Raw genomic sequence first — 15,729 nt, 5'->3', positions numbered from 1 at the left:
CGGTCCGCTTGAAAGCACTAAGCCGCGCGCGTAGCCGATGAAAAGCGACCACCGCTCTCAGCGCCTGGCCGCCATCGGCATAGTCGCCACGCTCCTCACGGGACTCATTGGTTTTTTCGCGTTCGGGCCTCCACAGGAGGGGCGGATCGATCTTGTGCGCCTGGCCGAAGTCCCCGAAGCGGTTCCCCTGTATTCCACCGGAGCGCACGGCGCCGGCCTTGTACCGCCGCAAAGCGGGGCGCGGGTTCAGTACGCCGGCCGCTTCGATGCCGGATCATTCGCGACCTTGGAGAGACCGGCCCTGCTGATCAACGCGGCTGTCGGCGAACCGGAGTTTTTCGTCAATGGTGCGCCGCTTTTTGAGGAAATCCGCCATGGCGCGCCTTCAATGATCACGCCTGGCGCTCGAGCGGTCGTCGTGGATGTCCCGCGTCATTACTGGCATCTCGATTCAAACCGTCTCGACATCCTTACGGACATGGGGCTGTCCGGCCCGCTTTCTGGGCGCTTTGTCATGGGTGAGCGTGAGGCGCTCGGCGCCGCGCTTGATCGACGGGACGCCATTCTCCTGGGCCTGCGCGGGCTCTGGCCCGGTCTCGGCGCACTCTGTACGGCGCTGGCCCTTGGACTGTCGGCGGCGCGCGGCCGATCGACGGCATGGCTCGGCCTGGCCCTGGCCGGGGCGGGCGCATCGGGTCTCGCATTGGCGTTCACCCCCCATGGAGGCACGGTTCCGCCGCCGGCTGCGGCGCTCGGCCATGGCTTTGCGGTGCTCGCCGCTACCAGTCTGGCCGCGACCGGAGGAGCGTTGGCGGGCGCGCGGCTGAGCCCATGGCGGCGAAGGCTCACGGCCACGCTGGCGCTGGCGGCCCTGATCGCAGTGCTGACCGCTCCGATACTGGGACCATACGGCAGTCTGGCCCCGCCCTTCGCCGCTCTGTCAGGGCTGGGCGCCGTGGCGCTGATCGGGTTCTCTGCCGCACGCGCCAACGTCGACGGCGCCCGGCGTGGCGCCGGGGCGGCGCTCCTGCTGACCGGCGGCCTGATGCTCGCACTTCAGGGCGGCCTGGCTCCAGGCTTGATCCAGGCGCAGCTGGACCTTGTGGCCGCGCTTGGCCTGACGACGATCCTGATCGTCTCAAGCGGTTATTGCGGCGCGGCCCTGACGCGCATCCTGACAGACGCCTTCAAGGACAGCCGATCCCTGCTTGAAATCGTGCAGCGCCAGCGTGCTGAGCTTGACGCGGCCTCAATCGCGCTCGCCGATGAAGCCCGCCAGCGCGCCATCCTCGAGGAACGCCAGCGCCTCGTGCGCGACATGCATGACGGCATCGGCGGACAGCTCGCCTCGCTGGTCGCGCGCCTCCAGACCGGCGACATGGCCAAGGAGCAGATCGAGCGCGCTGTCCATGACGGGCTGAAGGATCTGCGCTTGATTGTGGACTCTCTCGATAGCGCCGGAGACCGGCTGGGTGATGCGCTGCGCGCGTTTCAAACCCGCGCCGCCCCGCAGCTTGAGGCGGCGGGCGTCGCGCTGGAGTGGCGCCAGGACGAAGGGCTTTCGAGTGAGATCGACGATCCCCAAGCCGTCCTGATGATCTATCGCTGGCTTCAGGAGGCGGTGACGAACACGGCGCGCCATTCCGGCGCCGCGCGCTGCGTGATCGAGATCAAGAAGCCGGACGCCGGCGGGTTGGTGATCTCGGTGCGCGACGACGGGAGCGGCTTCCCGCCCGACCCCGAGACCAGCCAGGGCAAGGGCCTCCGCCACCTCGATCAGCGCGCCCGGCGCCTGGGCGGACGGTTCGAGCGCGGCGCAGGGCCGGGCGGGGCGGGTGCGGAAGTGCGCCTGATCCTGCCGCGCCTTCCCGGCATGGTCAGCCCAAACGGTCGATGAGACCGAGCTGTCGGGCTTCATAGACCGCTTCAGACCGGCTCTGGACGCTCAGCTTGCGATAAATGGCTTTCACGTGATCGCCGACGGTATGGGCGGAGATCGACAGCGCGTCAGCGACCTCGCGGTATTTCAGGCCTCGGGCGAACAGGTTGAGCACCTCCACCTCCCGCTCGGTCAGCATGGGAGTGGATGCGGCTGCGGGAACCGGGCGGCGAACCAGGGTGAGCAGATGGGCGGCCGCGCGCGGGCTCATGGGCGCCTCGCCGGCCAGCGTCAGTTCGATATGGCGCACCAGCTGCGCCGGCTCGGTATCCTTCAAAAGATAGCCGTCCGCGCCGATCTGCATCGCCGTGATCACGCTTTCCCTGTCGCCCAGCACGGTCAGGATCAGCGCCTTGGCGTCCGGGCGCGTCCGATGCAGGGTCGCGACGACGTCCAGCCCCTTGCCGTCGGGCAGATCGATGTCCACCAGGCACAGATCCGGCGGACCGGCGTCAAGCGCGGCGAGCGCGTCGGCGAGGGTCCCCGCCGCGAAGGCCAGCGCCAGCCCGTCAGCGGCCTCGATCACCTGGGCCAGGCGCGCCGCCAGCGCCGGGTCGTCCTCGACCACGCCGATGGTCTTCTTCGCGTCGCTCATGGGGCCGGTTCCCAGCAGGTGGCGTGGGGCTGGCCGCGGATATCCACCCAGACCGGGGGGTGGGGGTCCTCCATCTCGCCATAGGCCTGTAATCGCCCTGGATGATTTCCGTCATGGAAGGCGGCGACGCGCCACTCGTCACCGAAGGCTTCAGCGCAAAAGGCGCGGGCGTCGGCGAGTGTTGCAAACTGATCGCCGCGCACCGGGTCGGTCGCGCGCACCTCGCCGCCGGACCAGATCGCGCCGGCGCGCTCCAGGAGGACACGGTCAATTTCCGGCACGGGATCTCGCCGGTCTAGAAAGCAAAGAAGCGGACGGGCCTCGCTGCAGAGCGTATTGCCGGAAAAAGGGTTGCTCTGTGTTTCGCCAGGCGAGTCAGGCGCCGAAATGAAAACAACCGTCCCGCTCGGTTCGAAGTCTATAGAAGACACCAGATTCCAGGTCAGGCCCCGCCTTGGGCGTGGCTCGAGGCACAGGGCGGCGCCGACGAAATCCACGCTCATGTCGTCATAGACCCGGATATCGAGCGGTGCGGTCTGATCATGGCCGCGCACATAATCGAGCAATGTGGCGGGGAGCGCCTCGTGGCGATGGAGGGTGCGGTCTCCCTCAGCGTTCAATAACCAATCGCCCAGCTGCACGGCCTTGAGGTCAACGACGAGAAAGCGTCCCGTCCAGGTCCATCCGTCCCTTTCATTGGATTGCAGAATTGTGGTCCCTGCCAAACGCCGTAGCTCCGCCCGCGCGCCCGTCGCCCAATCGGTCAAATTCCCGATCACCGCCGCATCATTCTCCCAGCCCCCGCCATTGGGCCGCAGAGCGATGACCACCAAGCCCGCAGCGGTGTGAGCCGGAATGTTCAAGTGATCGATGAAGTGTCCATCCAGACCAGGATGATCGTATCCGGCCAGGCCCCGGCGCTCCGCAAGCGGCGTGCGCAGGGCCTCGCGGATCACAGCGCGCTCGTCGCCGTCGGGCGAAAACCCGTCCTCCACGCCGCGCACGATGATCTGTTTGGATTCCGCCCGGTGGCAGGCGTGGGCCTCAAGAATCTCCATGCCGGTCATCCCTGCATAGGGTTCGGGCGGTTCCGGCGGAATCACGCGCAGAACGCCCCACGCCCCGACCGCGATCACCATCGCGGTCAGAACGGCCCCCAGCCCGCCATAGGCGATGAGGCGCAGCACTGGTTCGCTCCTCCCTTTCGCGCCAGACTAGCCCGCCCGGCGCGATGTGCGAAACGCGCGCGGCGCGGAGGGCGATGAAAGCGGCGGGAAATGGGATCAGATGTGTTATGCGTTGGTCCTTACCGGTTCAGCTCGCCGCCATTTCAGCCGCGATGAGCGCGTCGCAGTCCCGGCCGTCATATATGCCGGAGAGGTAGTACCAGCGCCGTGTGGCGGCTTCGCGTTCCGCGGCGTCTTCCGAGGCCTCGCTCCGCATCGCCTGTCCGGCGATCCGTCCGGCGATCCCCAGGCCGGTGGCGAGGTCCGAATTGCCGGCGTCGCGGGCCAGGCGCTGACCGATATTGGTGGCGAGATTCATCGCCTGATCATTGCTTATGAGGCCGCGTTCCGGCGCCCCGCCCAGGATTTCCGACTGGGCGTTCAGGGCGTCGACGATTTCCAGACAGGCCATCTGCGTCATGTCGCGCTCGATGACCCCGCCTGCCTCCTGGCCGTCGGACGCCGCGGCCGCCCCCGGGCCGGCGTCGCCGCCGGTTGCGCAGCCTGCGACCAGCAGGGCGGCGGCGGTGAGGATGACGTACTTCATGGTCGGGCTCTCCTTCCAGATCAGCAGGGCACGGGGCCGTTTGGATTGCAGGCCGGGCCGGGATCGGGACGGCTCTCGCTTCCGCCGCCCTCCCCGATCACCGGCGCGAATATCTCGATAAGACGGTCGATGTTCGGCGCGGTGTCGCGGCACTGGCCGTTCACCAGCGCCTGACCGGCGGGACAGACGCAGGCGCTGCGCGCCTCGTTCAACTGCATGGGCGGCGAACAGAACAGCGGCGTACAGCGCCCCCAGGTCTGGCTGAACACATGGCGGGCCGGGCAGCTGCAGATCTGACCGTCCCAGCGTCCGTCGGCCTGCGCGCACGCTGAAGGATCGTCCGGGAGCTCGGCCTCCAGCGGCGCGCAGGCCGGCGCCGCACCGGCGAGGGGTCCGGTCAGGGCGGCGCAATTGGCGGCCAGCGGCGCTGGCGTATCGAACCGCTGGGTGACCCGGAAGCGGGAGGTTGCGCCGGGCTCAAGCCGGATTTCACGGGTGGCGCAATCGATGAGACCGGTGCCGCGATCGGCGCAGGTCCAGCCGCTTTGCGGCGCCGGGCCCTCGACCAGGCTCACGCCCGGCGCGGGACGCCCGAACACGCCCGGTCCGGGTTCGCCGGCCGCATCCTGGACCTCGACGGGGCCTGAATAGGTCCGCTCGCCGGTATTGGTCACGCTGATCTCGAAGACACACACATTCGGATCTGGGTGGTCCGGCAAGGCGGGCCCATGGCAGCGCCAGGTCGACAGCTTGGTCTTGGCGATCTCAAGCTGCGGGCCTTGCGGCGTGGTGGAGCCTCCGGTGTCAGCAGGTTCGGCTTCGCCGTCTCCACCCTGCGACTGACCGACCCCGATCGGGCCGACGACGACGTCGCCGCCGACCGGGCCCCGATCATCGGCGGGCATCTCGCGGAGCTGAACGCCGTCGCAGGCGGTGGGACCGCTATTGATCGGGCCCGATCCGATCGGGTCACCATTCTGGTCCACAGAGATGGGGCCGGTCAGTTCAACGCAATTGTTGGCCAGTTGGAGATGAACCCAAGAGATGATTGTGATGTCGATCGACACGTCGTCGCCGGCCGGGATGTAGAGGTTCGGGTGGCTGCACGTGATCGGAGGCCACGCAGAACCGTCATCGATGCAGCTCCAGCCTGGGGCCGGGGCGGCACTGTTGGGATGCAGCGTCGCCACGGAGGGCTGCGCATTCGTCAGAACCGTTCCTACGGTCCCGGGAACCATGCTCGCCGCGTCAACGAACTCCACGGGCCCGTGGAAATCCTGGCTTCCCCAGTTGGTTATGGTGATCGTGTAAGTGCACTCGAGGTCGGTTTGGGAATTCGGCAGGCAGCCGCCTTGAAGGTTCTTTCCAATATCGAGCTGCCCCTCGCTCTGCGAGGCGGCGATCGGCACGCATGAGAACGGGCCGTCCGCCACCGGGCCTTCGTCGGCGGGATCGAGGCCCGGCACTTCAGGTTCGGTCAGTTCCGCGCAGTTGCCGGCGACAGGCAGGCCAAGGAACGGATGGAAGTCGGCAATCGTCAGACTGATCACGACCTCACCGTTGGGCGGGATATGACCGTAGGGATTGGTGCACTCTATCGAGGGCCAGTTCGGGCCCTCGATGCACGACCAGCCGTTCGGACCGCTCCAGCTGACGATCTGGTTCGCGCCGGAGCCGAGATTTTGGGTCAGCCCGTTCGGCCCGCTCACCGCTCCCGCCGCATCCACGAAAGTCAGCGGGCCATGATAGTCCTGGTTGGCCAGGTTGCGGATAATGATGTCAAAGCTGCACTGGCCTGGGATCTGTCCGGTTTCGCAATCGCCTGAAGACGTCTGAACCTTCTCGATCTCAAGATTCGTCGGTTCAATGATCAGGGCGCAGTCAACCGGCCCGCCCGCCACCGGGCCGGTCTGCACGCCGCTCTGGCCGGCGACCTGAGGCGCGGTGATTTCGGCGCAATTCGCCCCCAGCGGCGCGGGCGCGTTCAGGTCGAGCGTCAGCTCGATCGTCTCGGTCTGGCCAGGCGCAAGCGTGACGTTCGGATTATCGCACGCAATGTTGGGCCACTGGCCGGTCTCCGCACAGGTCCATCCCGCGGGGGCGTTGAACCCGATCAGCCCATTGGTTTGCGACAGCGGGGTGCTGAGCACTTGGGGATCCAGCCCCATGCCGACGGCATCCTGGAACTCCAGAGGACCCGTATAAGTCTGTGTCGTGCTGGTGTTCTGGATCGTGATCTCGAAGGTGCAGTGATTGGCGCCGGGCTGCCAGCCATGGCATGCGCCGGGCGTAATTTTCACCTTCTCGATGTCCAGCAGCGGCAGGCCGATGGGCGTGCAGGACCAGGGGCCGTCATCAACCGGTCCCTGCTGGGAGACCGGCAAGCTGGGAATATGAGGCTCGGTCAGCTCCGCACAATTTGCGGCCAGCACGTCCCCATTGGTCATGGTGGTGTCTAAGGTGAGCACCACCGAACCGCTGGCCGGAATGGTCAGATTGGGATGTTCGCACTCGATCGCCGGCAGCGTGTTCGTCGTGCTGCAGGTCCAGCCTGCCGGCGACGCGCCGTTGACCACGACGGCGGGCGGCGTCGAATTGGTCTGGCTGACCAGGATCTGGGGATCAAGCGACATGTCCGCGGCGTCTGCGATGGTAACCGGTCCGGTGTAGTCGCTGGAGGAGTGGTTGAAGATTTCAATCTGGAAGCTGCAATCGTAGCCGGAGTCGAAGCAGTTGCCCGGCGTCAGCTTGGTCTTTTCGATTGAAAGGTTCGGATCCTCGAACTCGATCTGGAAGCCTGCGCAGGACATATTGTTGTCAGTCGCCGGATCGCCCTCTTCGATAACGGGGCCGAAATCACCGGCTGGCGGGATCGCGCCGTACAGCGCGAGCGCGAGCGCCGCAGCGTCGGCAGGCTCATCCGCATCGAGGCCATTTTGCTGAGCAAAGTCCTCGATCGCCGCATCAATGGTCGCCGGTTCGTGATCGGCGAGCACGATCCCATGGCTTCTGAGGGCAGCGGCTTTCTGGTGAAGAAGCCAATATTGCTCGGTGAAGCCCGTCGCATTAATCCACTCGCCGTTCTGAGCATCGGGATCATGCGGAAACAGGCTTACGCAATTCTCGATTTTATCCGTTGAGCCCAAGCCTTCCATCGTGAAGGACGTCGTGATGGAGGCCCCCTCTACCAAGGTGGCCGTGCCGGACTGCATGGCTGTATTCGGCGAAGGCTGAACGCAAGCCGACCAGTCGAGATACTCCATGGTCCAGTCGAGACAGGGGATCGGCGCTGAGGCGTCCGGCGGCACGAACTCCGTGATCGATCCCGTGGTCAGCTCGTCCATGAAGAAGAGCGGGCCGAAAAAGTCGCCCGGACCATTATTGGTGATCGTGACCTCGAACGTGCAGCTGTCCGGTCCGCCGCAATTGATCGCCTCCTTCTCGATCTCCAGGTCCGGCGTCTCGGGCGGGGTGCAGGTCAGCGTGTTCTCGACCCGGACCATGGTGGTCGCTCCGGCGGTGATCGCGTGGCTCGTGCCGTCGGGATAAGCCGTCGTCCATGCACAACCAGGCGGAGCGATGAGCGGCTGCTCGCTGACATCGCATGTATAATTCTCTGACAGATGGGTGACGGGCGGAACCTGGCCGCCAGAGAGCGTGAGGGTCGGGGAATACGGGTGCGGCGGGGTCGAATTAGCCGCGCAATCCACGTCGAAGACGGGCTGCGCATCGGCTGTGATCAAATCCCAGGCGGCGTCCGGCACTTCGGGCGAGCCGAGTATGAAATCCTTGCGGATCTGGAGCGAGCCGTGCGCGTCGCACCGGACCTCGTTCACGACCCTGATATCGACCGTTCCGCCTTCGTCGGGCAGCGGGAACTGACCGCTTCCAGGATGAAAGCTGACATCGAAATAGCAATTGGGCGTAAGGCCGGCGTCCGCAGGCGGAACCACCGTCTCCGACAGCGTGCAAAGCGCACCGACCGGCACGTTCGGGACGGTCGCCGGCGAGCCCGGCGAGATCGTGACGGTCGTGTTGAGACCGCTCCAGTTTCCGCCCTGAGGCCAGTTCGTTGAAGGCAGGCAGGCGAGCGTCACGTCGAATTCAAGGCTCGGGTCGAGCAGATCGCCGTTGGCGTCCACGATCTGGTTCGTGGGGTCGAGGACCTGTTTGGCGATCAGGACATCCTGCGTCGGCGGGCAGTGATAGGTGTTCGTCACACCCAGGCGATTGGGAGAGGGATCAGCCGTAATGGCCACCGGCTGAGTGCTGCTATAGCTGGCCGGCGCCCACCAGCACCCATTTGTGGCTGCAGGCGGGGTTTCGCTGACGGTGCAAAGAGCGCCGAAGGGCATCCCGGCCACGAGGTGCGACCCGCCGTCGGCCACGGTATGGGGCCCGCTGGTGAAGATGACGTTGGCTCCCGAAGCGTCGGTGCAGCTGACGCTGAGGTCATAGCCGCCCGCCGGCAGATCGGCCGATGTCGCCTCACCGCTGTAAGCCACGTCCTTTTCAAGCAGGAGCTCGCCCGTGATCGGGATGCAGACCTCGCCGAGCTCCATGGCGGCCATGGCGTCCTGGTGAGTGAGATGGCGGCGCGGATACCAATGCCCCTCGCGGTCCTCGGGGATTTCGAAGCTGGCCGCTGCGCTGTTGCACACCGATTGTCCCGGCGTGTACGGACCGTCGACAGCCACCTGGAAGTCGGTCAGCCCCGACGGCAGATCATAGAAGCGGAGCTCATACTCGTCGGACGGATCGGCCGGCGTGACGTAGTCGCAATCCACACCGCTGGCGGCGCAAGGATCGGTGATGATCGTGCGTGGATGATCTGTGTCGTCGTCGTAGGGCGGCCGGATGTCGTCGGTCAGCAACACGCCGTAATCTTCGCCGCCGAAGTCAAACGCGGCCAGATCAAGGTCGTCGCCATCATTTTCGAGTGTGACCGTGAAGCTCACCGGACCGCCATTGGGGCCGACAGCCGACTGATCGGGCGTCTTGGTCAGGCTGAGATCATAGCAGCGCGGAGCCGGCGTCTCGACCGTATCCCAGCTCGTCTCGTCGGACGGCTCGGTCGGCGGCCACCCCAGACTGGCGTTGTAGAACATGGACGTGTCCATCACGCCGGTGTTCTGGATCTGAGGTTCGACGGACGACAGGCAGTCATCAGCGCTCAACGGCGGCCGCTGCACGATGATTTCGACCGTACAGCTGAGCGTCGCGCCTGGTTGGAATATCGCGTACTGTCCTGGAGCGACGTCATATAGCCGCGTGCCTTGTTGCGGCAGGCTGGCGGACCAGAGCGTCGAGGCGGTATAGGGCGCCGAGCCGCTGGTCGGCGTATTCGTAGTCGGCGCGTTCGCAACACCGTCTTCAACGCATGTGTACTGGTACTCCATGGCGAGGCCGTTGGCGTAGCCGGGCGTCATGATACGCAGCGAGTCCAGTACGGTCCCGACGTACTGTTCGGTATCCATGTCGTTGGTGTAGGTCACCTCATAGGTCAGCGGCTCGTCGAACCGAAGGCGGTTCTCGCCAATGACCGTCTTGGTGACGACGAAGTCGCAGGATTCAGGCGCATCGATTTCATCGGTCCGGGATCCACGCGCGAACCCCTGCCAGGTCATCGGGTCACCGGCGTCGTCGACGCCCTCTCCGGTATAGCTCGCAGCGAAGATGTTCTCGATTTCCTTGGGAAGCTGGCCGTCGGAGGCGTCGCACCAAGGGTCGGAGTAGTTGACGTCAATTCTCAGCACGGCCGATTGACCGGGCTTGAGCTCGCGCAGTCCGCCGCGCCAGACGGTCGCGTGGTCTCCATATCCGTTGATCGCTGTCGGATCCGGCGGCGCAAGCGGTGAACCGGATCCCGCGCTTGCGCGCGAAAGACCGGGCATAGGCGTCGTTCCAGGCGCCGGGGCCGGGTCGAGCGCCCAGCATTGGGTCGGTCCGCCCTGAAAATAGTCCGATGGCGGACACCACAACCAATCCTGCCGCATCATCTGGACTGTGAAAGGCGGCGTGCTCGGCCCGCTGCGCACGGCGTCGGTCAGCATGATGTCGCGCGCCAGGGCGTCGTCAGATGTGTTGGTGATCCTGATAAAGTAGGTGGTGTCGCTTGTCTGGGCCGAAGGCTGATTGTCATTCCAGCCCAGCACCGAGTTCAGTAGATAGCGAAACCAGGTGTTGATGCAGGCGGCGACGCGCTGAAGAATATTCTTGCCGTACTGCGGCCAGGTCGAAGGGATGTGCCGCAGCTTCTCGATCTCCAGAATCTGAGGCGGCGGAACGACTCCGCCGCCCCCGCCAGGCGGGCAGGGGCTCGTCGCCCCTGTCGTCACGGGCACAGCGACGTCCCCCGACGTGTTGTTGCTTGAATCGGTGTCCTCGATGACGCCGCTATATCCGGCCAGGCCAAGGAAGGCCTGATTGGTGACGCCGTCAGAGTTCGGGGCGTACTCACACATGAAAGCCGGATCGCTCGCGATCTCGACCGTGAATTCCAATTCAATCGACCAGCCCTGTTGCAAGCTTATGGACTGCCCGGACGGCACGCCCCATGTGACAAGCGGCTGCTCCGGACCACCGCCCCAGGGCTGGGCCGGCGACGCATTCACAGTTTCGGTCAGACACCCGCTGCTTACCGCCGAGCCGTTCGTATCCAGTACGTCGCAAGAGGTCGATCCGGGAACCAGATCGACCAAGAGCGGAACGCTGTCAGGAAGCCCGGACACTTCGTCATGGACCCGGAAAAGGTCCGTGAGCGTGACCGGATTCTTTGCCGTTACGGTGATGCGGAAGCGCGCCTGCCCTGGACCGCTGGCGATGTTGATCGGGCCCGTCAGGCCCGATCCTCCCATCCACAGGACGGACTTCGAAATCTCAAGATCGCCCGCCAACGGCGACGGCTGATCGCCGATCTCGTGGTCTGTCTGGGCGCTCACATCGCCGGACACTGTATTGATGGCGGCCGCACCTTCACCATCCTGGTCGAAGCTGCCTTCGAACAGGCAGACCACCTGACCGGCGGCAGGCACATCCACGGTGACTTGCGGAGTCTGCCCGCTCGTGACCGTGTGCGAAACGGCTCCGCCGCTCGGTGTCACGCAATCGACCGAGCTGAGTGAAAAATGCGCCGGAAGGGTCTCTACGAAAGTGACCGTACTGGCGGAGCCGAACGCCGAATTGTCGAGCGAAACGGCGTAATACACGGGCGTCACAATCGGCGTGACATTGTTGACCGGATCAATGAAGTGAGGATCACCAGGACCGCAAGCCAAAATCGGGCTTGATTGGCCCGGCGCGCCATCGCACAGAGTCTTGGTAGCGATTGGTTGTGCATAGCTCGTGGCGCTTAAAAGGCAGATGATGGCGCCTATAAGAGCGTAATTAATCAACGGCCAGTAGCGTTGAAAAACATTCGCTGAATCCCGGTCTGACACGATCACCACCCCGCCTCTCGTCCCCCAAAGAGCCCCGCGGATGCACCGCAGTTCTCCTAAAGAGCTTGCGAGTATGCTTCTCCGGGGGACATCCCGAGTTTATGGGGGCGGACATGCGATGAAGGCTGACTTTCGCAGAAGGATCAGTGCGTTCGACACCGTGCTCGATTAAAATGTCCTAGCAGCAGTCGAGCCTTCGGTGTGCGACCCGTATTTCGCTACTGGAGACTAGACAGGCGAATAACCCCTCTGCCTCTCTCAAGAGCTCTTACCCTTTTGAAGGGGTTGTGATTTTCGGAATGGTGGCGGTGAGGGTGGGATTCGAACCCACGAGACGGTTGCCCGCCTACACGCGTTCCAGGCGTGCGCCTTCGACCACTCGGCCACCTCACCTCAGGCGCGCGAACCTAGCGAAAACGCCCTACCGGTCAAGCGCGGCGCGCCGTGGGCGAAATCGACGCTTTCGCGCTTGTCCCGGCGGGGGCGGCTCCCCACCTTGTCCGGCGTGAGAAAGCGCGCCGCGGCGGCGCGTTCGTCCGGCCCGGAGCGCCCCCATGTTCGACGTCAACAAGATCCTCGACGCCCTTCAGAACGATCCGAACGTGCGCGGCAAGGCGATGGCCGGCGGCGGCGGGTTCGCCGCGGGGCTGGCGACCTCGATGCTGATGGGCAAGTCGGGGCGCAAGATGATGGGCAAGGCGGCCAAGTACGGCGCGGTCGCGGCCATCGGCGGGCTCGCCTATCACGCCTGGCAGAACCGCAACAAAGCCGGGCAGGGTCAGGCGGCGCAAACCCAGGGCTCTGTTCCGGCCGTCGAGGCCGATTACGAGGCCGCGCCGCAGGCGAGCGCCTTCCTGCCCGCCCCGAGCGACGAGGCGGCGCAGGACGCGCTGGGCAAGGCGCTCGTGCGCGCGATGATCGCGGCGGCCAAATCCGACGGAAAGATCGACGCCGAGGAGAAGGCCGCCATCTTCGAACGGCTGAACACCATGGATCTCGACGCCGCCGACAAGGCCTTCGTCTTCGACGAGCTGAGCGCGCCGCTCGACATCAACGCGGTGGTCGCGCCCGCCAAGACCCCCGAGATCGCCGCGGAGATATACGCCGCGAGCCTGGTCGCGATCGAGGCCGATACGGCGGCCGAGAAAGCCTATCTGCAAATGCTCGCCGCGCGGCTGGATCTCGACGAAGGGCTGGTCGCGGAGATCCACAAGGCGGCCGAAGCCCAGCCGGCGTGACCGGAGGCGGCCTCTCCCAGGGCTGAAGCGCTTCACGAGCGCAAACGTGGAAGGTGAAGCTCCACCGCAACTCCCTCCCCTTGATGGGGAGGGTGTCCGCGAAGCGGACGGGTGGGGTGGGATCGTAGAGCGCCGGCTTGTGAGAATGGACGCCGATCGTGCTCAAGCTGACGATCTCAGCCTCTTTCCTCACGCCGCCTGCGCGCCGCGTTCTTCTTCCAGGGCGCGGGCGATATGGTCGGCGAGGCGGCGGGCGGGCAGGCCGGCGTCCGCCGCTGTCAGAAGTACGACTTCGGCGTCCGCGAGCCGGGGCATGCTGAGCCCGGCGTCGATGGCGAGATCGTCCGGCGCCAGACCGCGCGGCAGCACGGCCACGCCGAGGCCCGCCCGCACGGCGGCGAGGCAGCCGGCCAGCGATCCGCAGACATAGCTCGCCCGGCCGCGCCGGCCTTCGCGCGCCAGCGCCTCCACGCCGCGCTTTCGGTAGACGCAAGGCTCGGGGCTGACGACGAGCGGGGTCACGGCGCGCGGTTCGAACGCGGCGGTGTCGCGGCCCACCCAGACGAGCGCTTCTGACCAGACCCGCTGGCCGCCGCCGGAGGCCGAGGGCTCGCGCTTGACCAGCGCGACGTCCAGCGCGCCGTCGTGAAACATGGTCTGAAGATTGAGGGTGAGGTCGCAGGTCACTTCGAGCTGCACGCCGGGATGAGCCTCCGCGAAGCCGGCCAGCGCGCGCGGCAGATGGGCGGTGGCGAAGTCTTCCGGGGTTCCGAGGCGCACGAGGCCTGAGACCGCAACGTCGCGGAACGCCGCCACCGCCTCGTCATGCAAAGCGAGCATGCGGTCGGCGTAGCTCATCAGCCGCTCGCCCGCCGGGGTCAGCGCGACCTTCCTGGCGCTGCGCCGGAAAAGCCGCTCGCCCAGAATGTGTTCGAGCTTTCTGATCTGCAGGGATACCGCGGACTGGCTGCGAAACAGGCTCTCGGCCGCGCGGGTGAAGCTGCCCGTGCGGGCCACCGCCGCGAAGGCGCGCACGGCGTCGAGATCGAGGCGGTCGGTCGGGGTCATATGAATGAGCTTTGCAAATGCATGGCCGCAGCACAATCAATTTTCCGCATGCATCAAGCCGGTTATGTTCCGCCCGAGCCGCCGCGCGCCCGCGCGGCGACGCGTCTCTCGCTGGAAGGAAACGCTCCATGAATACGATGACCAAGCCCGAAGCCGCCGGCGCCGCCAAGGGCGATCCGGTTCCGATCACCGTCGCTTACGGGGACGGCATCGGCCCGGAGATCATGGAGGCCTGCCTGCGCGTGCTTCAGGCGGCCGGCGCGAAGATCGCCCCTGAAACCATCGAGATCGGCGAAGCGGTCTACCTCAAGGGCAACACCGCCGGCATCGAGCCTGAAGCCTGGGACTCGCTGCGCCGCACGAAGGTCTTCTACAAGGCGCCGATCACCACCCCGCAGGGCGGCGGCTACAAGTCGATGAACGTGACCGTGCGCAAATCGCTGGGCATGTTCGCGAACGTCCGCCCCTGCCAGGCGCTCTCGCCCTACATCGCCACCAAGCATCCGGGCATGGACGTGGTCATCGTGCGCGAGAACGAGGAGGACCTCTACGCGGGCATCGAGCACCGCCAGACCGACGAGGTCTTCCAGTGCCTGAAGCTGTTCTCCCGGCCCGGCACCGAGCGGATCATCCGCTACGCGTTCGAGTACGCGAAGTCGAACGGCCGCAAGAAGGTCACCTGCTTCTCCAAAGACAACATCATGAAGCTGACCGACGGCCTGTATCACAAGATTTTCGACGAGGTCGCCAAGGACTATCCCGAGATCGAGACCGAGCACTGGATCATCGATATCGGCGCGGCCAAGCTGGCGGCGAACCCCAACCAGTTCGACGTCATCGTGATGGCGAACCTGTATGGCGACATTCTCAGCGACGTCGCAGCCGAGATCACCGGTTCGGTGGGCCTGGGCTCCAGCGCGAACATCGGCCAGCACTGCTCGATGTTCGAGGCGATCCACGGCTCCGCGCCGCGCCGGGCGGGCCAGAACGTGGCCAACCCCTCGGGGCTGCTGCTGGCGGGCGTTCAGATGATGGTCCATATCGGCCAGCCCGAGGTGGCCGAGACCGTCCATAACGCCTGGCTGAAGACCATCGAGGACGGGGTGCACACCTACGACATCTTCACCGAGGGCCAGTCCGCCCGGAAGGTGTCCACCTCCGAATTCGCCGACGCCATCATCGAGCGTCTGGGCATGAAGCCTGAAAAGCTGCCCGCCCAGATCTACGACAAGACCAAGGGCGCGCCGCAAATCCCCGCCGCAAAGCGTCTGCCGGCGGCGAAGAAAGACCTCGTGGGCATCGACGTGTTCGTGCACTGGACCGGGGAGAATCCCGACGCGCTGGCCGATCTTCTGAAGAAAGCCGAGGCGCCGGGCGCGCTGGAGCTGAAGATGATCTCCAACCGCGGCACGAAGGTCTGGCCGAACGGTCTGCCCGAGACCTTCAAGACCGATCACTGGCGCTGCCGCTTCATCTTCGACGGCGCGGGCGATCGCGCCGCTGTGGCGAAGCTGATGACCCGTCTGGTCGAGGCCGACATCGACTTCATCAAGACCGAGCATCTTTATGAATTCGACGGCGAGCCGGGCTACTCGCTCGGCCAGGGCCAGTAAGCCTCGCAATGGGCGCGGCCCCGTTCGCCGGAGTTTGCGCCTACGCCCCTCCCTCCCCCTCAGG

8 protein-coding genes and 1 tRNA gene are annotated in these 15,729 nt (G+C 65.7%); 3 read left to right on the top strand and 6 right to left on the bottom strand.

The window, feature by feature from the left end; genetic code table 11:
• The first annotated feature begins 37 nt into the window (after positions 1-37).
• A complete protein-coding gene (locus ABL308_03525; GenBank protein XBQ16952.1) occupies positions 38-1,897 on the top strand; it encodes an ATP-binding protein in 1,860 nt (619 codons plus the stop codon).
• On the opposite strand, the gene ABL308_03520 is transcribed toward ABL308_03525, so the two are convergent.
• The 5 genes from ABL308_03520 to ABL308_03500 all read right to left on the bottom strand — a co-directional run bounded on the left by ABL308_03520 (position 1,878) and on the right by ABL308_03500 (position 12,139).
• Positions 1,878-2,534, bottom strand: a complete 657-nt coding sequence (locus ABL308_03520) for a response regulator transcription factor (protein XBQ16951.1) — start codon at positions 2,532-2,534, stop codon at positions 1,878-1,880. The two genes, ABL308_03525 and ABL308_03520, sit on opposite strands and share 20 nt — an antisense overlap.
• The gene (locus ABL308_03515) at positions 2,531-3,721 is read right to left on the bottom strand and encodes a hypothetical protein (protein ID XBQ16950.1); all 1,191 of its coding nucleotides are present in this window, start codon (positions 3,719-3,721) and stop codon (positions 2,531-2,533) included. Before ABL308_03515 ends, ABL308_03520 begins: the two co-directional genes overlap by 4 nt.
• A 127-nt stretch (positions 3,722-3,848) precedes the next feature.
• Entirely contained in the window at positions 3,849-4,307 is a 459-nt protein-coding gene (locus ABL308_03510) for a hypothetical protein (GenBank protein XBQ16949.1), read from the bottom strand.
• Positions 4,308-4,327: 20 nt separating this feature from the next.
• Positions 4,328-11,752 carry a DUF5979 domain-containing protein gene (locus ABL308_03505; GenBank protein XBQ16948.1) on the bottom strand — a complete coding sequence of 2,475 codons (7,425 nt, stop codon included), beginning with the start codon at positions 11,750-11,752 and terminating at the stop codon, positions 4,328-4,330.
• Between the two features lie 297 nt (positions 11,753-12,049).
• Positions 12,050-12,139: transfer RNA gene (locus ABL308_03500), tRNA-Ser, on the bottom strand.
• Positions 12,140-12,300: 161 nt separating this feature from the next.
• Between ABL308_03500 and ABL308_03495 the strand changes: the two genes are divergently transcribed.
• Entirely contained in the window at positions 12,301-12,984 is a 684-nt protein-coding gene (locus ABL308_03495; protein ID XBQ16947.1) for a tellurite resistance TerB family protein, read from the top strand.
• 189 nt (positions 12,985-13,173) lie between these two features.
• On the opposite strand, the gene ABL308_03490 is transcribed toward ABL308_03495, so the two are convergent.
• A complete protein-coding gene (locus ABL308_03490) occupies positions 13,174-14,052 on the bottom strand; it encodes a LysR family transcriptional regulator (GenBank protein ID XBQ16946.1) in 879 nt (292 codons plus the stop codon).
• 128 nt (positions 14,053-14,180) lie between these two features.
• Here ABL308_03490 and ABL308_03485 point away from each other — a divergent pair, with 128 nt between their 5' ends.
• Positions 14,181-15,665, top strand: a complete 1,485-nt coding sequence (locus ABL308_03485; protein ID XBQ16945.1) for an NADP-dependent isocitrate dehydrogenase — start codon at positions 14,181-14,183, stop codon at positions 15,663-15,665.
• Positions 15,666-15,729 lie beyond the last annotated feature (64 nt).

It is taken from the genome of Oceanicaulis sp. (genome assembly GCA_040112665.1).
Lineage (GTDB): Bacteria > Pseudomonadota > Alphaproteobacteria > Caulobacterales > Maricaulaceae > Oceanicaulis.
Note: the sequence above shows the minus strand (reverse complement) of the source record. Positions and strands in the feature narration are given on the sequence as shown.

Excerpts from the sequence above, each read along its gene's own strand:
- ABL308_03520 (XBQ16951.1), bottom strand. The coding sequence starts at position 2,534 with ATGAGCGACGCGAAGAAGACCATCGGCGTGGTCGAGGACGACCCGGCG.
- ABL308_03485 (XBQ16945.1), top strand. The coding sequence starts at position 14,181 with ATGAATACGATGACCAAGCCCGAAGCCGCCGGCGCCGCCAAGGGCGAT.
- ABL308_03495 (XBQ16947.1), top strand. The coding sequence starts at position 12,301 with ATGTTCGACGTCAACAAGATCCTCGACGCCCTTCAGAACGATCCGAAC.
- ABL308_03490 (XBQ16946.1), bottom strand. The coding sequence starts at position 14,052 with ATGACCCCGACCGACCGCCTCGATCTCGACGCCGTGCGCGCCTTCGCG.
- ABL308_03510 (XBQ16949.1), bottom strand. The coding sequence starts at position 4,307 with ATGAAGTACGTCATCCTCACCGCCGCCGCCCTGCTGGTCGCAGGCTGC.
- ABL308_03525 (XBQ16952.1), top strand. The coding sequence starts at position 38 with ATGAAAAGCGACCACCGCTCTCAGCGCCTGGCCGCCATCGGCATAGTC.